Consider the following 20,697-nt stretch of genomic DNA (forward strand, 5'->3'; position numbering starts at 1 on the left):
AATGAAGGGATAGGGGTAATTACCGATCGGCATTCCTCCCGGCAAATTTGTATGATGACCATATTACCTAATCACCTGAGGCCTCCCGTGTTCCAGAAAGTCCCGGCCCGAGCCCTGACAGACACCGTTGCTGAACAGCTGCTGGAGAAGATCGAGAACGGCGCCTTCGGCCGTGGCGACAAGCTGCCCACGGAGGCGGTGCTGTCCGAGGAATTCGGCGTCAGCCGCACCGTGATCCGCGAAGCCATCGCGCGGCTGCGCCACGAAGGCGTGGTGGAATCGCGCCAGGGCAGCGGCGTGTTCGTTACCGAGCAGGCCGGCATCCGGCCGCTGCGGATCGACTACACCGATGTGGCCACGCTGGAATCCGTGCTGCACATCGTGGAATTGCGCCGCGCCATCGAGGCTGAGGTGGCGGCCCAGGCGGCGCGCGACCGCACCGATGCCAGCATGATGGCCATCGACGCTGCGCTGGCGCGCATCGACGCCGAGGAAGCCGCCGGCGGCGATGGCGTGGCTGCCGACGTGGCCTTTCACCGGACCATCGCGGAGGCCACCGGCAATCCGTTCTTTCTCAAGACGCTGGCGTTCCTGAGCCAGTACCTGGAAACCGCTACCCGTGTGACCCGTACCAACGAGGCGCGCCGCGCGGATTTCTCGCGCCAGGTGCGCGAGGAACACCAGGCCATCGTGGCCGCCATCCGCGCCGGCGACGCGCTGGCCGCGCGCAACGCGGCCGAGACCCATATGTACAACGCGGCTCGGCGCCTGTCCCATGGCGGGCAGCCCGACACCGCCACCGACCTTGCCGACGCGCCCGCGCGCGGCCTCTCCCACTGATCCACTGATCCACTGATCACCGCCCTCCCGGCAGGAGTCTTCATGAGCAAATCAATTGGCGTCATCGGCCTCGGCGCGATGGGCAACGGCGTAGCGCACAGCCTGCTGCGCGCCGGTTTCAAGGTACATGCCTGCGACCTGCGGCCCGACGTGCTGCAGCGCTTTGCCGATGCGGGCGGCATCCCCTGCGCCAGCCCGGCCGAACTCGGCGGCAAATGCGATGTGGTGGTGACGCTGGTGGTCAACGCCGCGCAGACCGAGGCCGTGCTGTTCGGCGAACAAGGCGCGGCAAGCGGCCTGCGCCCCGGCACCCTGGTGATCGCCAGCGCGACCGTGCCGCCGAGTTTTGCCGAAGCACTGGGCAAGCGGCTGGGCGAGCGCGGCATCCTGCTGCTGGACGCACCGGTTTCCGGCGGCGCCGCTCGCGCCGCCAGCGGCGAAATGACCATGATGACTTCCGGGCCGGCCGAAGCCTATGCGCTGGCCGAGGATGTGCTGGCCGCCATGGCCGGCAAGGTCTACCGCCTGGGCGACGCGCATGGCGCCGGCTCCAAGGTCAAGATCATCAACCAGTTGCTGGCCGGCGTGCATATCGCCGCGGCGGCCGAAGCCATGGCGCTGGGCCTGCGTGAAGGCGTGGATGCCGATGCCCTGTTCGAGGTCATCACCCACAGCGCGGGCAACTCGTGGATGTTCGAGAACCGCGTGCCGCATATCCTGTCGGGCGACTACACGCCGCTGTCCGCGGTCGATATCTTCGTCAAGGACCTCGGCCTGGTGCTCGATACCGCGCGCACCAGCAAATTCCCGTTGCCGCTGTCGGCCGCTGCGCACCAGATGTTCATGATGGCGTCCAGCGCGGGACACGGCGGCGAGGACGATTCCGCGGTGATCAAGATCTTCCCCGGCATCGAACTGCCGGCAAAAAAGGCCGAGTAAGGAAAGCCAGGATGACTGCACAGAACCCTTCCCCGCGCGCCCTGCTCGGCTGCATCGCCGACGACTTTACCGGCGCCACCGACCTGGCCAACACGCTGGTGCGCAACGGCATGCGCACCGTGCAGACCATCGGCGTGCCGGCCGGCGGCGAGGCGCTGCCGGGCGTGGAGCAAGCCGATGCGCTGGTGGTCGCGCTCAAGTCGCGCACCATCCCCGCCGCTGACGCCATCGCGCAATCGCTGGCCGCGCTGCGCTGGCTGCAAGCCCAGGGCTGCCGCCAGTTCTTCTTCAAGTACTGCTCCACCTTCGACTCCACCGATGCCGGCAATATCGGCCCGGTGGCCGAGGCCCTGCTGGCGGCGCTTGGCAGCAACTTCACCATCGCCTGCCCGGCATTCCCGGAGAACGGCCGCACCATCTTCCGCGGCCACCTGTTCGTGGGCGATGTACTGCTCAACGAATCGGGCATGGAGAACCACCCGCTCACGCCGATGCATGACGCCAACCTGGTCCGCGTGCTGCAGCGCCAAAGCCAGGCCAAGGTTGGCCTGCTGCGCTACGACGCCGTGGCGCGCGGCAGCGACGCGGCCCGCCAGGCCATTGCCGCCTTGCGCGGCGATGGCGTGAAACTGGCGATTGCCGATGCCGTGAGCGATGCCGACCTGCATACGCTGGGCGAGGCGTGCGCCGACCTGCCGCTGCTCACCGGCGGCTCCGGCCTGGCACTCGGCCTGCCCGCCAATTTCCGCCGCGCCGGCGTGCTGCCGCAACGCGCGGATGCCGACAGCGTGGCGCCCGTAGCCGGCCCGGCCGTGGTGCTGGCCGGCAGCGCGTCCAAGGCGACCAATGCGCAGGTGGCGCAGTGGCTCGTGGCCAAGCGCCCCGCCCTGCGCATCGACCCGCTCGCGCTGGCGCAAGGCGCGCCCGTGGTTGAGGAGGCGCTCGCCCTGGCGAGTTCCCAGGCGGAGCCGGTGCTGTTCTACGCCACCACCACGCCTGAGGAGGTCAAGTCGGTGCAGGCCGCGCTGGGCGTAGAGCGTGCCGGCCATCTGGTCGAGCAGGCGCTGGCGGACATCGCTGGCGCCTTGAAAGCACGCGGCACGCGCCGCTTCGTGGTGGCCGGCGGCGAAACCTCGGGGGCTGTGGTGCAGGCGCTGGGCGTGCAAGCCTTGCGCATCGGCACGCAGATCGCGCCGGGCGTGCCCGCCACCGTCACGCTGGAAGCACGGCCGCTGGCGCTGGCGCTCAAGTCCGGCAACTTCGGCGGCGTGGACTTTTTTGATGAGGCCCTGCGCCAGCTTGGAGGTGAAGCATGAGCACCGAAGCCAGCCTGCGCGAAGAGATCTGCCGCATCGGCGCCAGCCTCTACCAGCGCGGCTACACCGTCGGCAGCGCCGGCAATATCAGCGCGCGCATGGAGGACGGCTGGCTGATCACGCCGACCGATGCGTGCCTGGGCATGCTGGACCCGGCCGCCATCGCCAAGGTGGACAGTGGCGGCAACTGGGTGGCCGGCGACAAGCCGTCCAAGACGCTGACCCTGCACCGCGCCATCTATGACAACAACCCGCAGGCCAACGGCGTGGTGCACACGCACTCCACCCACCTGGTGGCGCTGAGCCTGGCGGGCGCATGGCAACCGGACGATGTGCTGCCGCCGATCACGCCTTACTACGTGATGAAGGTCGGGCATATCCCGTTGATTCCCTACCATCGCCCGGGCGACCCGGCGGTGGCGGCGCGTGTTGCCCAGCTGGCCGCTGAAGTGCGCGGCGTGCTGCTCGCGCGCCTTGGCCCGGTGGTGTGGGAGGCCACCGTCTCGCGCGCGGCCTTCGCGCTCGAGGAACTCGAAGAAACCGCCAAGCTCTGGCTGATGCTCAAGGACAAGCCTGACCCGCTCGACGAGCAAGCGCTGGCCGAACTGCGCGATACGTTCAAGGCGCGCTGGTAGGGACTCAGGCATGTAGCCAAGACACAGCCCAGAAAAGCAGAAACAAAAGCAAAGCAGAACCGCCCGCCGCACGCCCTCGCTAACGCCTGGGCCGCGGCAAGGGCAGCGTTCGCCCAGGGCTTGCCGCTAACAACGGAAACAAGCCGGAACCAAGCCGAAATACGGAGACAACCATGAATACATCCACCCAGGCCGCGCTAGCCGGCGCCGGCCAAAACATCGACCGCGACATAGAAAAGCGCGCCTACAGCAAGGTGTTCTGGCGCATCATGCCGTTCCTGATGCTGTGCTACGTCATCGCTTACCTGGACCGCGTCAACGTGGGCTTCGCCAAGCTGCAGATGGCGCAGGACCTGGCGTTCTCCGAAACCGTGTTCGGCCTTGGCGCGGGGCTGTTCTTCATCGGCTACTTCCTGTTCGAAGTGCCCAGCAACCTGCTGATGCACAAGATCGGCGCGCGTATCTGGATCGCGCGGATCATGATCACGTGGGGCATCATCTCGGCGCTGTTCGTGTTCGTGAAGACGCCCACCACCTTCTACATCATGCGCTTCCTGCTCGGCCTGGCCGAGGCGGGCTTCTATCCCGGCGTGATCCTCTACCTGACCTACTGGTATCCCGCCAACCGGCGCGCCAAGATGATCGCGCTGTTCATGTCGGGCATCCCCGTGGCCGGCATGTTCGGCAACCCGCTGTCGGGCTGGATCATGGACGCCTTCCATGACTACGGCGGCATGCGTGGCTGGCAATGGATGTTCCTGATCGAAGCCGTGCCCGCGCTGCTGATCGGCATCATCACCGTGTTCGTGCTCAAGAACGGCATCGACCAGGCGCCGTGGCTGGATGCGGACGAGAAGCGCGTGCTCAAGCGCAATATCTCCGAAGACGCGCGCCAGGCCAGCGCCTCGGGCACCGGCCACTCGCTTGGCGCCGTGTTCAAGGACCGCCGCGTCTGGTGGATGTGCCTGATCTACTTCTGCTTTGTCACCGGGCAATATGCGCTGACGTTCTGGATGCCCACCCTGGTCAAGACCAGCGGCGTTACCGGCAACCTCAATATCGGCCTGCTCAGCGCCATCCCGTTTATCTGTGCCATCGTGGTGATGAACTTCCTCGGCCACAGCGCCGACGCCCGCCGCGAGCGCCGCTGGCACCTGATCGTGCCGGCGCTGATGGGCGCCGTGGGCTTTGCCATTGCCGCCTCGTTTACCCACAATACCGTGGTGGCCATCGCCGCGCTGTCCCTGGCCGCCGCCGGCGTGCTGACCTGCGCCCCTCTGTTCTGGTCGCTGCCGACTGCCTTCCTGTCCGGGCTGGCCGCGGCCTCGGGCATTGCGGTGGTGAATTCGGTGGGCAACCTGGCTGGCTTTGTGGCACCGTACATGGTGGGCTACCTGACCGACCTCACCCACAGCACGCAGTCGAGCATGTATGTGCTGTCGGCCATGCTGGTGATCGGCGCCGGGCTGGTCTGGCTGACGCCCGCCAAGCTGGTCAACCGCTGATCCGCCCTTACAAGAACAGCCAAGAACAGCCAACAACAACCTATTCTCCTGGAGCACCGCATGCCGCGTTTTGCCGCCAACCTGTCGATGATGTACACCGAGCACGCCTTCCTGGACCGCTTCGCCGCCGCGGCGGCGGACGGTTTCAAGGCCGTGGAGTACCTCTTCCCGTATGAGCACACTGCTGCCGAAATCCGCGCCCGCCTCGATGCCAATGGCCTGACGCAGGCGCTGTTCAACGCGCCGCCGGGAGACTGGAACGCCGGCGAGCGTGGCATGGCCGCCCTGCCGGGGCGCGAAGCCGAGTTCCGCGATGCCTTCGCCCGTGCGCTGGAATACGCTGCCGTGATCGGCAACAACAAGGTCCACGTGATGGCCGGCCTGGTGCCGGCCGGCGCGGACCACGGGCGTCATCGCGCCTGCTACCTGGAGAACCTGGCGCATGCCGCGCAGGCCGCTGCCGCCCAGGGCGTCACCGTACTGATCGAGCCGATCAATGCGCGCGACATGCCGGGTTACTTCCTCAACCGCCAGGACGACGGACAGGCCATCTGCAAGGAAGTCGGCGCGGCCAACCTGAAGGTGCAGTTCGACTGCTACCACTGCCAGATCGTGGAGGGCGACCTCGCCGTCAAGCTCAAGCGCGATTTTGCCGGCATCGGCCACATCCAGATCGCCGGCGTGCCAGAGCGCCACGAGCCGGACCTGGGCGAGCTGAACTACCCGTACCTGTTCGACGTGATCGACGGCCTGGGCTATGACGGCTGGATCGGCTGCGAATACCGTCCGCGCGCCGGCACCTCGGCGGGTTTGGGCTGGCTCAAGCCTTACCTGAAAGGTTGAAAGGCCGCATCTGCGCCAAGCGAATCCATCAAGCCAAGCGCGCCGCCCACGGCCGCAAAACTGGAAGACGAACATGCAAGTACTGATCACCGGCGGGGCCGGGTTCCTCGGCCTGCAACTGGCCCGCCAACTACTAAAACGCGGCACCCTGGACATCGACGGCAAGCCCGTGGCCATCGCAGGCCTGACGCTGCTCGACGTGGTAGCGCCGCCCCCGCTGGACGACGCGCGCGTGCGCGTGGTCACCGGCGACCTGTCCGATCCCGCGGTACTGGCGCAGGCCATCGATGCGCGCACCGGCGCGGTGTTCCATCTGGCGGCGGTGGTCAGCGGCCAGGCCGAGGCGGATTTTGACCTGGGCATGCGCGTGAACCTGGATGCCGCGCGCGCGTTGCTGGAAACCTGCCGGGCGCTTCACGTGAAACATGGCGTCCGGCCGCGCGTGGTGTTCACCAGTTCGGTAGCCGTGTACGGCGGCATCCTGCCCGCTGTGGTGCAGGACGATACCGCGCTCAATCCGCAATCTTCCTACGGCGCGCAGAAGGCCATCGGCGAGTTGCTGCTGTCGGACTACAGCCGCCGCGGCTTTGTCGACGGCCGCGTGCTGCGGCTGCCGACCATCAGCGTGCGGCCGGGCAAGCCCAATGCCGCCGCATCGTCGTTTGCCAGCGGGATCATCCGCGAGCCGCTGGCAGGCGTTGCCGCCAATTGCCCGGTCTCGCCGGAAACGCCGTTGTGGCTGCTGTCCCCGCGCGGGGCGATTGCCGCGCTGGTGCGGGGCATGGAAATCGATGGCGCCGAATTTGGCCAACGACGCACGGTGAACCTGCCCGGCTTGTCGGTCACGCCTAAGGAAATGGTCGCGGCATTGCGGCGCGTGGCCGGCGACAGCGTGGCGGATCGCGTGAGCTGGGAGCGCGAGGCGCGCATCGAGAATATCGTCGGCACCTGGCCTGCCGCCTGGAATACGGAGCGTGCGCTGGCGCTGGGGTTCCAGGGCGACGCGGATTTCGATGCGGTGATCCGGGCGTATATGGAGGATGCCGGAATAGCGTCGCGTTGAATTTTCAGGCGCATTCGAGCGGCGCTGGCTTGCACGCAGGCCAACGCCGCCGCAGTGAAGGCCTTCAGAAGCCGGGCGGCTCAAGCGTCCGGCTTCACCACTTCATAAGCCGTGATCGTTTCCCGTACCGGCCCCGGAATCGGCGCCGACTTCTGCGTAGCGGGATCCGCGCAGACATAGACGATCTCGCCCGTGACCAGGTGCTCGTCGCCGCGGTACATCTCCACGCGGAACAGCATGCTGGAGCGGCCCAGGCGGGCAATCCGCCCCCGGATCTCCAGCATGTCGTCAAAGCGCGCCGACGCGTGATACTCCAGCGTGGACTTCACCACGAAGATATCCACGCCGTGCGCGTGCAGTACATCCTCCGGATACCGGATCCCCACCGCCCGCCAGTACTCCGTCACGCAGATATCGCAGTAGGTCAGGTAATGCGCATTGAACACGATCGACTGCGGATCCACCTCGGCCCAACGCACCCGCAACGGCATGCTGTGACGGAAATCTTCCTTTGCCATGTCGGCGCTCCCCTTTGATTGCCGCCCAAATATCGGCCCGATATGAAAACGGCGCCGGCCCCGGACAGGGCGGCGCCGGCACTAAGCGGCCAAGCCAGGCTTATTGCGGCTTGTTCAGCCCAAGCTTGTCGATAATGGCCTTCTCTTTCTTGACCGTATCGGCGGCGAAGTGCGCGTATTGCTCGCTGCTCATGTAGAACGGCTCCATGTCGAACTTGGTCAGCGCATCGCGGTAGTTCTGCATTTCCATGGCTTTCTTGAAGCCGTCATGCAGCTTCTTGACGATCTTCGGATCGGTGCCCTTGGGTGCCACCACGCCGAACGGCGAGGTCTGCACGATGCCCAGGCCCAGCTCCTTCAACGTCGGCACATTGGGGAAGCGCGCCGAGCGCTTCTCGCCCCAGGTCGACAGCAGGCGCAGCTTGCCGGACTCCACGTACGGTGCCCAGGCCGGCGTATCCGCCACCGACATCACGTGCCCGCCCAGCAGGGCCTGCATCGATTCCGAGTTGCCCTTGTACGGAATATGCGAGAACTGCACGTTCTGCTTCATGGCCAGTTCTTCCATGGTCAGGTGCAGCGTGGTCATCGAGCCCGGCGAGCCGTAGGTGAGGCGGCCCGGGTTGGCCTTGGCGTAGGCGATGTAGTCCTGCATGGTCTTGATCGGCGAATCCGCCGGGACCACCAGGCCGAACGAGTAGCCGGCCAGGTTGATCACGTAGGACAGGTCCTTGACCGGATCCCAGTTGATCTTGGTGGTGTACGGCAGGCGGTAGACCGGCATGGCTACCTGCGCCAGCGTGTAGCCGTCGGGCTGGGTCGATTGCATCAGCTGGGCGGGCAATACCCCGCCCGCGCCTGGCTTGTTCTCGATGATCACCGGCTGGCCGAGGATCTTGGAGGCGTTTTCCGCCAGCACGCGGAACGGCAGGTCGGTGGAACCGCCCGCGGTGTAGCCGATGATCAGGCGAATCGGCCGTTGCGGGAAATTGTCCGCCTGCGCCAGAGCCGGCGCGCTGGCCAGCCCCAGGGTAGCCGCGGTGGCGGCGAGCGCGCCCGCATGGGCGAGGAAGTGGCGGCGTTGCATGAGTCTGTGTCTCCTATTGCTACTGCTACAAGTAATGCACTACACGTAAAGCCAATGAAATCGGGGGTTCTGCGACCGCTTCGATCCGGCTGCCGGCCCCTGCCGGCGAGCCGCGCTCAGCCGTCGAAGGCAGCGCGCAAGGCGGCGACCGCGTCGCCATGGGCGGCGGCCACCGCCGGGACGAAGCGTCCCAGCTTGAAAAAATCGTGGATCATGCCCGGGTAGTCGGCCACTTGCGCCGGCACCCCCGCAGCGCGCAGCTTGGCCGCGTAGGCCACGCCTTCATCGTGCAGCGGGTCGTAGCCCGCCACGGCGATCCAGGCCGGGCAGCAACCGCGCACGTCGGCACCCGTGCCGCCGCCGTCCAGCGGGGCAAAGCGCCAGTCGTCGCGGCTGGCTTCGCCATCCAGGTATTGCGAGAAGAACCACTGGATCATCGGCGCGGTCAGCAGGTAGCCCTCTGCCAGCGCACGGTGCGACGGCGTGTCCTGGCGCGCGCAGGTGCCGGGATAGATCAGCATTTGCAGGACAGGCCCCAGGCCCAGATCGCGCGCATGCACGGCGCAGGCGCTGGCCAGCGTGCCACCCGCGCTGTCGCCACCCAGGGCGATACGGCTGGCGTCGGCGCCCAGGCGCGACGCCTCGGCGAAGACCCATTCCATGACATCGAACGCGTCGTTCGCCGCATGGGGAAATTTCCACTGCGGACCTAGCCGGTAGTCCACCGACAGCACCATGCAATCCGCTTGCACGCACAGCAGCCGGCTCAGGGGATCATGCGAGTTGACGCTGCCCACGGTGAAACCGCCGCCATGGAAGTACACCAGCAAGGGTAACGGCTCGGCCCAGCTGGCCTCGCGCGGCGCGTACAGCCGCACCGGGATGTCGTAGCCATCGCGCGCGGCCACCGTCAGGTTTTCCACGCTGTGCACGGGCAGCGGTGCAATATCCATGATGGGCGCGCTCTTCTCGTACGCGGTCTTGGCGTCAGCCGGGTCCAGCTCGTGGATGGACGGACGCTTCACGCGCCCGATCAGCTCCAGCAACGCGGCCACCTGCGGGTCGAGCGGCGCCGACGGCATGCCGGGCAAGGCAGGCGCGGGCTGGGCGGGCGCGGCAGTGAAAGCAGGCGGGACAGCGGACATGGACAGTCAGAATCAGTAGCAACGAACCTTCGGCAGCAGCCGAATCTCCAGTGGCGTCAACGCCGCTGGCGTTCGAATTGTGAACGATCGTTCGATTTTAGTATGATTCCAGATGTTTCGGCAGCAAAGCATATGAAATTTCCCTGGGGCTCGTCAGGGCGGCAGGTTTTGCGCGATCATCGACCATCGTCAGAAAAGCCGGAAGCCAGAAGAAATAAAACCCTCATCGACGGAGACAGCATAGATGGCCTTCATTTATTACCTGACCCACATCCACCTGGATTTCGGCACCATCAGCCAGCTCAAGGCAGAGTGCGAGCGCATCGGCATCCGGCGCCCGCTGGTCGTCACCGATAAAGGCGTGGTCGCCGCCGGCGTGGCCCAACAAGCCGTGCAGGCCCTGGGCGGCCTGTCGCACGAGATCTTCGACGAAACCCCCTCGAACCCGACCGAGGCAATGGTCAAGAAGGCCGCGGCGCAATATCGGCAAGGCGGCTGCGACGGGCTGATCGCGGTCGGCGGCGGCTCCTCCATCGACCTGGCCAAGGGCATCGCCATCCTTGCCACCCACCCTGGCGAGCTGACCACCTACGCCACCATCGAAGGCGGCAGCGCCAAGATCACCGAGCGCGCCGCGCCGCTGATCGCCGTGCCGACCACCTCGGGCACGGGCAGCGAAGTGGCGCGCGGTGCCATCATCATCCTGGAAGACGGCCGCAAGCTCGGCTTCCACTCCTGGCACCTGCTGCCGAAGTCCGCCATCTGCGACCCGGGCCTCACGCTCGGCCTGCCGGCCGGCCTGACCGCCGCCACCGGCATGGACGCCATCGCGCATTGCGTGGAAACCTTCCTGGCGCCCGCCTTCAACCCGCCCGCCGACGGCATCGCCCTGGACGGCCTGGAGCGCGGCTGGAAGCACATCGAACGCGCCACCCGCGACGGCCAGGACCGCGACGCACGCCTGAACATGATGAGCGCCTCCATGCAGGGCGCCATGGCCTTCCAGAAAGGACTGGGCTGCGTGCACTCGCTGTCGCACCCGCTCGGCGGCCTCAAGGTGGACGGCAAGACCGGCCTGCACCACGGCACCCTGAACGCGGTGGTGATGCCGGCGGTGCTGCGCTTCAACGCCGACGCGCCCAGCGTGGTGCGCGACAACCGCTACGCCCGCCTGCGCCACGCCATGGGCCTGCCGGAGGGTGCCGACCTGGCCCAGGCCGTGCACGACATGACCGCGCGCCTCGGGCTGCCCACCGGCCTGCGCCAGATGGGCGTCACCGAAGACATGTTCGACAAGGTGATCGCCGGGGCACTGGTCGACCATTGCCACAAGACCAACCCGAAAGAGGCCAGCGCCGCGGATTATCGGCGTATGCTGGCGGAATCCATGTAAGTGCCGCGGCGGGCCGGCAGCACAGGTGCGCGGAACAGCCGGGGCGATCCAGCTTTATCCACCCAGCACGGAGAAGAGGTCATGACAGGGGAACACCTGCAGGTCTTGCACGGAGACATCACCCGCATGGAAGTCGACGCCATCGTCAATGCCGCCAATAGCGGCTTGCTCGGTGGCGGCGGTGTCGACGGCGCCATCCACGGCGCCGGCGGCCCCGCCATCATGGCCGCCTGTCGCGGCATTCGCGAAACCAAGGGCGGCTGCCCCACCGGCCAGGCGGTGATCACCACCGGCGGCCTGCTACCCTCGCCTTACGTCATCCACGCGGTCGGCCCGGTCTGGCAAGGGGGCGACCACGGCGAAGATGCCCTGCTCGCCAGCGCCTACCAGGCCAGCATCGCGCTAGCCGCGCAGCACAAGCTGCGCACCATCGCCTTTCCCAATATCAGCACCGGCATCTACGGTTTCCCGCGCGAGCGCGCCGTGGATATTGCCATCGAAGCGGTACGCAAGGCGCTGGTGGCGGCGCCCACCATCGAGCAGGTCAGTTTTGTCTGCTTTGATGATGAGAACTACCGGCTGTATCGGCAGAGGCTGACTTGAATGGGGGCGGCCTTCGCTGGAGGTATTGCGAAGGCCGCAGCCATGATCGAGGTCGACGGGGAATCGGCATCTTCTTGCGATTTCCCGTTTCTTGTTCATGAAGATCAAGTACTCCGCGCTCAGGCGGCGTCTAATTCGATATGCACACGCCGCCCAAGGGCCGTGGCGATATTCACCAGCGCATCAAGTGAGAACCGGGATACGCGCCCACGCAGCAGGTCATTGATGCGCGGTTGGGTGACCCCCCAATGGCTTGCCGCGTCAGCCTGTTTCCAGTCATTGGACTTGATGATGGCCGCGATCTGCTGCATCAGTTCCGCTCGCGCGCGGAGATTGGCGGCCTGTTGCGGGGTGTCCGCAATGGCGTCCCACACGCTGTCAAACGTTTCGATGTCAGTCATTTGGCACCTCTCATGAGTTCCCCGTATCGGGTCTTGGCCAGATCGATCACGGCATCTTGCTTGGCATCCTCTGGAAACTCTCGCGAGGACTTGAGCGAACCTCCAAGAAATCGGATTGGCGTCATCGCGCAGATATACTGGTTTGGATATAAGAGTGCAAGTCCTTTGCGGCCATGCCTGGGTATGCTGCCTCACCCGCCCTGTTCCGCCCCTGTGCCCGGCCTAATTCCCGACCACCACCCCTTCCAACGCCCACCCCACCGCCGCCTGCGCATGCAACGCCGTGGTATCGAACACCGGCAGCGCCACGTCATCCTGCCCGATCAGCAGCGCAATCTCGGTGCAACCCAGAATCACCCCGCCCACGCCCTGCGCCTGCAAGCCGTCGATAATCCGGCGGTACACCTCGCGCGAGGCGTCACGCACGATGCCGTGGCATAGCTCTTCATAAATGATCCCGTGGACCAGCGCGCGGTCGTCGGCTGCGGGCACCACCACTTCGATGCCGTGCTTGTCCTGCATGCGGCCGCGATAGAAATCCTGCTCCATGGTGAAAGCCGTGCCGAGCAGGCCGACCCGCGGGACGCCGGCGCGGCGCAAGGCCTGCGCGGTGGGATCGACGATGTGGAGGAAGGGAATATCGAGCGCGGCTTCCAGGACCGGGGCCACGCGGTGCATGGTGTTGGTACAGAGCAGCACGAAATCCGCGCCCGCGGCCTGCACTTGCAGGGCGGCCTGCCGCATGGATTCGCCGAGCTCGTCCCAGCGTTGCGCGTGCTGCAGTGCCTTGATCTGCTCGAAGCTGACCGTGACCATGACGCTGCGCCCGTTGTGGTGGCCGCCGAGGCGTTGCTTCATATCCTGGTTGATCAGGCGGTAGTACTCGGCCGAGGATTCCCAGCTCATGCCGCCGATCAGTCCGATCGTCTTCATCTTGACCTTCCTTGCGCACCGGCGCTGTCGAATCAGGTCAATGTAGCAGCAGGCGCCGCCCTGCCCCATGCACAGTGCGGCGGGTTCCGACCGGGCCAGCGCAGGCGCGCGTGCCTGACGCGGCCCGCCATGTCAGATCAAGGCAGGTTCGGGCAGATCAGGGCAAGGCGCTGCGGATCAGCAGGTTGATGCGCTCCGGCTGCTCGTGGATGACCCAGTGCGTGCCGTCCGGGATGCGTTCCAGCCGCATGTCCGGGATGAACTTGTCCAGGCCTTCCAGCAGGCTCTTGGGCAGCGCGGTGTCGCGCTCGCCCCAGATCACCAAGGTCGGCACGCGTACCGTGAAGGCGGCGGGATCCAGCTTGGAGATATCGGGGGGCGTTTCGCCCGGGCCCGGCGGGTGCATGGGCGATGCGCGGTAATAGTTGACGCCGCCGGTCAGCGAGTGAGAGCCGCCAGCGCCGGGCTGCGACCAGGCCGCGTGGTATTTCTCGCGGGTCTCGCCGGTAAACCAGGGCGCGGGCTGCTTGCCCTGTCCATTGAGGAAGCCTTCCAGCTTGGCGAAGCCGTCGGCCGCCAGCGCTTCTTCCGATCCCGGTGCGCGCAGCCAGTTCATATAGGCCGAGGCGGCTTGCTGCTGAGGATCGCTGGTCAGCGCCTTGGCGAATACGTAGGGATGCGGCGAGTTGATGATGACCAGCCGCTCCACCATCTGCGGAAACTGGATGGCCAGGTTCCAGCAGATCGCCCCACCCCAGTCGTGTGCGACCACCACGCAATGCGAGTAGCCCAGCGCGTTGATGAACTGGACGAGGTCCTCCACGATGTGGCGGGGCCGGTAGGCCTCGGCTTCGGCCGGCTTGCTCGACAGGTTGAAGCCGCGCAGGTCCGGCGCCACCGCGAAGTGGGTCTTGCCGAACTCGGCTAGCTGGGCTTCCCACTCATACCAGAACTCGGGGAAGCCATGCACGAACAGCACCAGCGGCTTGCCGCGCTCGCCCGCGCTGGCGTAGTGCAAGCGCGTGCCATTGGGCAAGGTGGCGTACTGCAGATGCCGAATGACTGCAGGTTTGGTCATGAATTCCTCCCTTGCCGCAATGGCTGACTGTCTCTGGTGGACTTGCTGCTGGCCGCCCCAGGGGCGGCTCCCCTCGTTATCCGCGCAAGGCTGCGACGAGCCCGGCGCGCACTTCCGGCTTGTCGGCGAACGGGTCGCTCGGGTTGCGCTGGCTAATGATATCTTCGAAGCGCTGCCGCACGGGATCCAGTTGCTGCGGATGCGAGTAAATATAGAAGCCACCGTCGCGGATGGCGTCGAAGGTGAGCTGCGCGACTTCGGCGGCCGTGACCTTGCCCGAGCTGACCGCTTTGTCCGACATGGCTTGCGACACCAGTTGCGAGCGCGTGGGCGGTGCGTCGTTGGCCAGCCCGGCCGGCCGGTTGCGGCCCGATTGCGTGATGCCGGTCGGCACGAAATACGGGCACAGCACCGAGCAACGCACCTGCTCGCTGACCAGGCTGAGATCCTGGTACAGCGATTCGGACAGGGAAACCACGGCGTGCTTGGAGACGTTGTAGACGCCCATTGCGGGCGGGCTGAGCAAGCCAGCCATGGAGGCCGTATTGACGATATGGCCTTCGAACGACGGGTCCTTGGCCGCGGCCGCCAGCATCAGCGGGGTGAAGATGCGCACGCCATGGATCACGCCGAAGAGGTTGACGCCCAGCACCCATTCCCAGTCGCGCTCGGTGTTTTCCCACATCAGGCCGCCCGCGCCCACGCCGGCGTTGTTGAACAGCAGGTTGACCTGGCCAAAGGCGGCGATGGCGGCATCGGCCAGCGCCTGCACCTGCTCGGCCTTGGACACATCCACGCGCACGCCGATCACCGGCACGCCTTGCGCCTTGAACTCCGCCACGGTGGCGTCCAGTGCATCTTCCTGCACATCGGCCAGCACCAGCTTCATGCCAAGCCCCGCGCCCAGCTTGGCGAATTCCTTGCCGAAGCCCGATGCACCGCCGGTAATCACAGCCACCTTGCCCTGGAATTGCTTCATGTTGTCTGCCTCTCGTTGCTTTCGTTTTATGGGATAGCCTTGCCGCGTGCGGGGCTTAGCCCGCGCGCTGCACTTGATAACCTTGGCGCGGGAAATGCACGTTGACCGCGCCCGCACGCGGATCCTGGCGGCGCAGCGTGGCACGGTGGGCGTCCAGCGCCACCAGCACGCCGGCCACGGGATCGCGCGCGTAGTCCGTTGGCGTCACGGTGACCGCGTCGCCGGCTTCGAAGCCGCTGTCGGCGGCCACCCCGCCCGGCAACGCTGCCGGATCGGCGTGCCGCGCCACCTCCAGCGCCGACTCCGCGCTGACCACCCGCACTGTGCCATGGCCGAAGGCTTTCATGCGCGCATACCAGGCTTGCACCGCCGGATACGCGTCCAGCAGCTTGGCCAGTTCGCTGGCGCGCTGGATAAACCAGACGTTGTGGTATAGCGAAAAATCCGCCACCGACAGCGCGGGGCCGGCCACGTGCGCCACCCCCGCGTTGAACTGCTGCTCGAGCCGACCGAAGGTTTCGTGCAGCAGCGCGATGGCCTCGGGCAAGGGCATGCGCAGCGCATTGGTGTCGCCGCGCATGACCTTGCGGTCCGCGGAGAAAGCCTGGATCTGCGCCGGCGTGAGGTGGCCAAGCATGCTTTGCACGCCGGCCGGCTGGAACAGGTAGGTGACGGCGGCGGTAAACAGCGCGGTGTCGATCCAGCCAGCGACAAGGCGCGTGGTGGCGGCCTGCACGGCGGGATACAGCGGGCACGCGGGCGCCGCGCTGTCGATCACCTCGCAGATCAGGGCGGTGTCGCAATAGATGTCGGCCCCCACCTGCAGGATCGGGGTGCGGCGGTAGCCACCGGTCAGCGCGACCACATCCGGCTTGGGCAGGATCGGCGGGATTTCCACCGCTTGCCACGCCAGGCCCTTGGCGCCCATCAGCAGGCGGATCTTCTCGGAGAACGGCGACGTTGCGTACTGGTGAAGGATTAGGTCTGCCATGGTGTCGGTATCGCTCGTGTTGCCAGCCTGCAGCCAGACTGAAGCCAGACTAAATTCAGCCTGAAATTTTTCTTATGCCTGCTGCCGGTGCGTCGGGCGGATGCCGCCACGCTTCGTAGCAAGGCGCGTGCCTGCAAGTGCTTGTTCCCTACCGCCCCGTTTGCTTCAGCGCCTTGAGCGCCATGTTCTCGACCAGGCGCGGGGCCAGCAGCTTGAGCCACAGGCCAAGCCGGCCCTTGCCGGTCATCACCAGTTCGCGCTTGCGCGCGGCCATGGCCGCCAGCATCTGGCGCGCGCATTCCTGCGCGCTCATGGCGCCGTCCTCGCGCAGCCGGCTCTCGCCCAGCGGGCGACCGTCGGGGCCGAAGCCGTTGATGCGCGTATCGGTCGCCACCACGCCGGGAAACACCACGCATACGTCCACGCCGGAGCCGCGCAGCTCGGCCCGCAGCGCCTCGCAGAACCCCGCCAGCGCGAACTTGCTGGCTGAGTAGGCGGTGCGCCCTGGCACGCCGATCTTGCCGGCCAGGCTTGACACCGCCACCATCAGGCCGCCGCGCTCGCGCAGGTGCGGCAGCGCCTCGCGCGTGCACCACATGGCGCCGAAGTAGTTCACGCGCATGACCTGCTCGTAGTAGCTGTAGTCCGATACTTGCTCAAAGTAGCCGTGGGCGGACACGCCGGCATTGTTGACCAGCACATCGAGCCCGCCGTACTGCGCAACCACCGTGGCCACCAGCCGCCGGCAGTCGAACTCGTCGGACACGTCGACGCGCCACACGCCTACATCGGCTGCCGGGTGCTGGCGGCGGATGCGCTCCGCCAGCGCTTGCAGCATGTCGACACGGCGCGCCGCCAGCGCGAGCCGCGCGCCCTGCTGCGCCAGCAGCAGGGCCAGTTCCGCGCCGATGCCGTCGGAAGCGCCGGTAATCAGCACGACCTTGCCGGTGAATGGTGCAAAGGCGGCCATGACTTCAATCCAGCAGGTCGGGCTGTTCCTTGACGATGCGGGCGTACAGTGGCTGGAACTGGAACCAGCCCGCCTGCGCTGTGCCGACGATCGAGTAAGCCTGGCGTGCGGCAGCGTCGGAGATAACCTTCAGTGGCGCGTTGGTGCGCGCGGCGGCGGCCTCTGCCAGCAGCTGCACCTGGCAAGAGCGCTCCATGGTGATGAACCACCAGGCGGCTTCGTCGACGGTCTTGCCGACCGTCAGCAGGCCATGGTTCTGCAGGATCGCAGCCTTGTTGCTGCCCAGCGCGTTGGCAATGCGCTGGCCTTCGTCGAGCTCCACCACCACGCCACCGAAATCGTCATAGAGGGCATGGTCGTTGTAGAAGGCGCACACGTCCTGTGTCAGCGGATCCAGCGTGCGGCCCAGCGTGGACCAGGCACGGCCATGGGTGCTGTGCGAGTGCGCGGCGGCGACCGCGTCGGCCCGGGTCTGGTGCACGCGCGAATGGATGGCGAAAGCCGCGGCATTGACCGGGTAGTCGCCTTCCACCACGTCGCCGTGGTGGTCGCAGCGAATCAGGTTGGACACCTTGACCTGGCTGAAATGCACGCCGAACGGGTTGACCCAGAACGTATCCGGGAACTCGGGGTCTCGCGCGGTGATGTGGCCAGCCACGCCTTCGTCAAAGCCGAACTTGGAGAACAGGCGGAAGGCCGCGGCCAGCCGCTGCTTGCGGTGCAGGCGCTCCTCGGCCGGCGTATCGAACTTCGGCGGGCGCGGCAGCACGCGGTACTTGGCCTTGACCTCTTCGGACATGCCGGCGGCCATTTCGTCCTGGTCGGCCTGGGGCTTGGTGCTTTCTGCAGGGGCGTTCATGGGGAGTCTCCTATCTCGTAGTTCATACCGCTGGTTTGCTCCCCTCTCCCCCTGAGGGGAGAGGGAGAGGCAGCCGTCGTCATGGCGCGCGGCTCTGGCCCGCTCGGCGGCTTCGGCGCATGCCTCTGGTTAAACCAGCTTGACCAGCTGCTTGCCGAAGTTCTTGCCCTTGAGCAGGCCCATGAAGGCTTCCGGCGCGCTCGCCAGCCCTTGCGCGACGCTCTCGCGGAACTTGAGCTTGCCTTGCGCCACGGCGGTGCCGAGTTCCTGCAGGGCTTGCGGCCACACGTCCATGTGCTCGGACACGATAAAGCCTTCCACGGTCAGGCGCGACACCAGGATCAGCTGTGGGTTCTTCAGAGGCATCGGCTGGCCGTCGTAGCCGGCGATCATGCCGCAGATGGCGATGCGGCCAAACGCGTTCATGCGGGCCAGCACGGTGTCCAGGATCTCGCCGCCGACGTTCTCGAAGTAACCATCCACGCCGTCCGGGGTGGCGTCCTTGAACATCGTGTACAGCGCCTTGCTGTCCTTGGCGGCCTTGTAGTCGATGCAGGCATCGAAGCCAAGCTCATTGACCACGTAGTCGCACTTGTCCTTGCCGCCGGCAAAGCCCACCACGCGGCAGCCCTGGAGCTTGGCCAACTGGCCCACCACGCTGCCGACAGCGCCGGAGGCGGCGCTCACCGCGATGGTCTTGCCGGCCTTCGGCTGGATGATCTTGTTCAGGCCATACCAGGCCGTCACGCCGGGCATGCCGACCGAGCCGAGATAGGCGGACAGCGGGATATGGGTGGTATCGACCTTCTGGATGCCGATGCCGTTGGTGACGCCCATTTCCTGCCAGCCGAACATGCCGACCACCTTGTCGCCGACGGCATACTTGGGGTTCTTGGTCGCCACGATCTCGCCGACCGTGCCGCCGATCATGACTTCGCCCAGCGGCTGCGGCGTGGCGTAGGACTTGCCTTCGTTCATGCGGCCGCGCATATAGGGATCGAGCGACAGGAAGTGGTTGCGGACCAGCACCTCGCCTTCGCCCAGGTCGGGCACGGGCACCTCTTCCAGGCGGAAGTTGTCAGGGGTCACGGCGCCGGTGGGACGCGATGCCAGGACGATGCGCTTGTAGGTGTTCGACATGATGGCTTCCTTACAGTGAAATGGACAAGGACACTCGTCCTTTGTCGTTCGTTGTGGGTGGTTGCTTGTCAGCTAGCTTGTTATTTCATCAACGACAGCGCCAGCGCCCGATACGCGCGATGCGTGACGGGGTCGTTGGCGCCGTTGGCCGCGATGGGATGCGAGGCGTAGCGCACGATGGTGAGCTCCGCCTTGGGATCGACATAAATACGTTGGCCGTGGATGCCCCGTGCCTCGAACACACCATGGTCATCGTTCGAGACCCACCACATCGAGCGATAGCTCCAGCCGGGCAAGGTGGCATAGCCGGCCTTGGCAAACTTGGCAGGATCGCCGCCGCGGCGGATGTCCGCCACCACTTCAGCCGGGATGACCTGCTGGCCGTTGAAGCGTCCGCCGTTGCGCATGGTCTCGCCAAAGCGGGCCAGGTCGCGCAGCGTGGTGTTGAGGCCGCCGCCGCCGGATTCGCTGCCGATGCTGTCCACCATGAAGTAGGCATCGTTCTCCGCGCCCATCTTCTGCCAGACGCGCTCGGAAAGCAGCTTGGCCAGAGACTGCCCGGACACGCGCTTGACGATCCAGGCGAGGACTTCGGCATTGACGGTCTTGTAGGCGAAGGCCTGGTCATGCTCGCCTTCCTTTTTCAAGGTGGCAAGGAATTCGTAGAACGTCTTGGGCCCGGCATAGCCGGGCTCGCGGGGCATCATGCCGCCGGCGCGGCTGTAGTCCCAGACCTCGGCCTTGGGATCGGCGTAGTTTTCCGAGTACTTGACGCCCACCGTCATGTCCATGACTTCGCGCACGGTGGCATCGGAGTAGGCGGTGCCCGCCATCTCCGGCAGGTAGCGCGCGACGGGCGCGGCAGGGTCGAGCTTGCCGTCCGCCACCAGCATGGCGGCCAGCGTGCCGACGAAGGACTTGGTGACCGACATCGCGATGTGCGGGGTATGGTCGTCCAGCGCGCCGAAGTACTTCTCAAAGACCACCCGGCCCTTGTGCATCACCAGGATGCCGTCGGTATAGGTCAGGCCCAGCATGTCGCTGAACGTGCGGCGGGTGCCGTCGGCATCGGTGAAAGGCACGCCGCCGATATCGTGCTCGGCGCGCGGCAAGGCCGACACGGGCCCGCGCCCGTGCCAGACCGACGCGGTCGGGACCAGTTCGCGGATATGCGAAAAGCTCCAGCGGGTGCGCGGAAAGCCGTTGCTGGCAGGGGTGAAGCTGATGATCTTGGCGGCTACGGGGGGGAAGCCCTGCATCCAGCCCGCCGACACGGGATCGGTGGCGGCTGCATCCGGGAACACCGGCGCGGCTGGCGCTGCTACCGGCGCGCTGGCCGAAGGAACAGGTGCATTCTGGGCTTGGCCCGGCTGGTACATGGCAAGGGCTCCTGCGCCGAAGGCGGCAAGCACGGTCAGTTTCAATCGCCGCGTGGCGGCAATCCGTTCAAACAGCATCT

Annotated in this window: 21 protein-coding genes; 9 read left to right on the forward strand and 12 right to left on the reverse strand. The window is 66.3% G+C overall.

The genetic code is table 11. The features are described from left to right. Positions 1 to 87: 87 nt before the first annotated feature. From ACGLHR_RS07470 to denD, 7 genes are all read left to right on the forward strand, one after another. Positions 88 to 840 carry a FadR/GntR family transcriptional regulator gene (locus tag ACGLHR_RS07470; RefSeq protein WP_400092990.1) on the forward strand — a complete coding sequence of 251 codons (753 nt, stop codon included), beginning with the start codon at positions 88 to 90 and terminating at the stop codon, positions 838 to 840. A gap of 42 nt (positions 841 to 882) precedes the next feature. Then, positions 883 to 1,779, forward strand: coding sequence for an L-threonate dehydrogenase (gene ltnD / locus ACGLHR_RS07475; protein WP_267603084.1), 897 nt, complete (start codon positions 883 to 885; stop codon positions 1,777 to 1,779). A gap of 11 nt (positions 1,780 to 1,790) precedes the next feature. Beyond that, entirely contained in the window at positions 1,791 to 3,095 is a 1,305-nt protein-coding gene (gene otnK, locus ACGLHR_RS07480; protein ID WP_400092991.1) for a 3-oxo-tetronate kinase, read from the forward strand. Next, positions 3,092 to 3,730, forward strand: coding sequence for an aldolase (locus ACGLHR_RS07485; RefSeq protein WP_400092992.1), 639 nt, complete (start codon positions 3,092 to 3,094; stop codon positions 3,728 to 3,730). Before otnK ends, ACGLHR_RS07485 begins: the two co-directional genes overlap by 4 nt. 173 nt (positions 3,731 to 3,903) lie before the next feature. Then, on the forward strand, positions 3,904 to 5,235 hold the full coding sequence (locus ACGLHR_RS07490; RefSeq protein ID WP_400092993.1) for an MFS transporter: 1,332 nt from the start codon (positions 3,904 to 3,906) through the stop codon (positions 5,233 to 5,235). A 60-nt stretch (positions 5,236 to 5,295) separates the two neighbouring features. Then, positions 5,296 to 6,078, forward strand: coding sequence for a 2-oxo-tetronate isomerase (gene otnI, locus ACGLHR_RS07495; protein WP_267603089.1), 783 nt, complete (start codon positions 5,296 to 5,298; stop codon positions 6,076 to 6,078). A 73-nt stretch (positions 6,079 to 6,151) separates the two neighbouring features. After that, positions 6,152 to 7,141: a D-erythronate dehydrogenase gene (gene denD / locus ACGLHR_RS07500; protein ID WP_400092996.1), complete on the forward strand. Its 990-nt coding sequence runs from the start codon at positions 6,152 to 6,154 to the stop codon at positions 7,139 to 7,141. Positions 7,142 to 7,221: 80 nt separating this feature from the next. Here the strand turns inward: denD and ACGLHR_RS07505 are convergent, their stop codons facing one another. The 3 genes from ACGLHR_RS07505 to ACGLHR_RS07515 form a co-directional block, all read right to left on the reverse strand. Beyond that, positions 7,222 to 7,659 carry a YbgC/FadM family acyl-CoA thioesterase gene (locus tag ACGLHR_RS07505; RefSeq protein ID WP_150990356.1) on the reverse strand — a complete coding sequence of 146 codons (438 nt, stop codon included), beginning with the start codon at positions 7,657 to 7,659 and terminating at the stop codon, positions 7,222 to 7,224. A gap of 100 nt (positions 7,660 to 7,759) precedes the next feature. Next, positions 7,760 to 8,746 carry a tripartite tricarboxylate transporter substrate binding protein gene (locus ACGLHR_RS07510; RefSeq protein WP_267603095.1) on the reverse strand — a complete coding sequence of 329 codons (987 nt, stop codon included), beginning with the start codon at positions 8,744 to 8,746 and terminating at the stop codon, positions 7,760 to 7,762. Between the two features lie 116 nt (positions 8,747 to 8,862). After that, positions 8,863 to 9,828, reverse strand: coding sequence for an alpha/beta hydrolase (locus ACGLHR_RS07515; RefSeq protein WP_400093083.1), 966 nt, complete (start codon positions 9,826 to 9,828; stop codon positions 8,863 to 8,865). A 307-nt stretch (positions 9,829 to 10,135) separates the two neighbouring features. Here ACGLHR_RS07515 and ACGLHR_RS07520 point away from each other — a divergent pair, with 307 nt between their 5' ends. After that, a complete protein-coding gene (locus tag ACGLHR_RS07520) occupies positions 10,136 to 11,284 on the forward strand; it encodes an iron-containing alcohol dehydrogenase (protein WP_400092997.1) in 1,149 nt (382 codons plus the stop codon). A gap of 81 nt (positions 11,285 to 11,365) precedes the next feature. Next, positions 11,366 to 11,887, forward strand: a complete 522-nt coding sequence (locus ACGLHR_RS07525) for an O-acetyl-ADP-ribose deacetylase (RefSeq protein ID WP_267603097.1) — start codon at positions 11,366 to 11,368, stop codon at positions 11,885 to 11,887. 119 nt (positions 11,888 to 12,006) lie between these two features. Here ACGLHR_RS07525 and ACGLHR_RS07530 read toward each other — a convergent pair whose 3' ends face one another. The 9 genes from ACGLHR_RS07530 to ACGLHR_RS07570 form a co-directional block, all read right to left on the reverse strand. Next, positions 12,007 to 12,288 (reverse strand): helix-turn-helix domain-containing protein, encoded by a 282-nt coding sequence (locus ACGLHR_RS07530; RefSeq protein ID WP_400092999.1) that lies wholly within the window; start codon positions 12,286 to 12,288, stop codon positions 12,007 to 12,009. A gap of 222 nt (positions 12,289 to 12,510) precedes the next feature. Further along, positions 12,511 to 13,221 (reverse strand): aspartate/glutamate racemase family protein, encoded by a 711-nt coding sequence (locus ACGLHR_RS07535; protein ID WP_400093001.1) that lies wholly within the window; start codon positions 13,219 to 13,221, stop codon positions 12,511 to 12,513. A 157-nt stretch (positions 13,222 to 13,378) separates the two neighbouring features. Then, complete coding sequence (locus ACGLHR_RS07540) at positions 13,379 to 14,299, reverse strand: alpha/beta hydrolase (RefSeq protein WP_318235395.1); 921 nt, start codon at positions 14,297 to 14,299, stop codon at positions 13,379 to 13,381. A 76-nt stretch (positions 14,300 to 14,375) separates the two neighbouring features. Continuing rightward, on the reverse strand, positions 14,376 to 15,278 hold the full coding sequence (locus ACGLHR_RS07545; RefSeq protein ID WP_267603101.1) for an SDR family oxidoreductase: 903 nt from the start codon (positions 15,276 to 15,278) through the stop codon (positions 14,376 to 14,378). A 55-nt stretch (positions 15,279 to 15,333) separates the two neighbouring features. Next, complete coding sequence (locus ACGLHR_RS07550) at positions 15,334 to 16,269, reverse strand: glutathione S-transferase family protein (RefSeq protein ID WP_400093003.1); 936 nt, start codon at positions 16,267 to 16,269, stop codon at positions 15,334 to 15,336. Between the two features lie 148 nt (positions 16,270 to 16,417). Next, complete coding sequence (locus ACGLHR_RS07555) at positions 16,418 to 17,239, reverse strand: SDR family oxidoreductase (RefSeq protein WP_400093005.1); 822 nt, start codon at positions 17,237 to 17,239, stop codon at positions 16,418 to 16,420. Positions 17,240 to 17,243: 4 nt separating this feature from the next. Further along, positions 17,244 to 18,098, reverse strand: coding sequence for a class II aldolase/adducin family protein (locus ACGLHR_RS07560; protein WP_267603106.1), 855 nt, complete (start codon positions 18,096 to 18,098; stop codon positions 17,244 to 17,246). 129 nt (positions 18,099 to 18,227) lie between these two features. After that, positions 18,228 to 19,238, reverse strand: coding sequence for an NADP-dependent oxidoreductase (locus tag ACGLHR_RS07565; RefSeq protein ID WP_400093006.1), 1,011 nt, complete (start codon positions 19,236 to 19,238; stop codon positions 18,228 to 18,230). 80 nt (positions 19,239 to 19,318) lie between these two features. Next, on the reverse strand, positions 19,319 to 20,695 hold the full coding sequence (locus ACGLHR_RS07570) for a serine hydrolase domain-containing protein (RefSeq protein ID WP_400093007.1): 1,377 nt from the start codon (positions 20,693 to 20,695) through the stop codon (positions 19,319 to 19,321). Between the last annotated feature and the right edge of the window lie 2 nt (positions 20,696 to 20,697).

This window comes from Cupriavidus sp. CuC1 (genome assembly GCF_044627735.1).
In the GTDB taxonomy this organism is placed as follows: Bacteria; Pseudomonadota; Gammaproteobacteria; order Burkholderiales; family Burkholderiaceae; genus Cupriavidus; species Cupriavidus ulmosensis.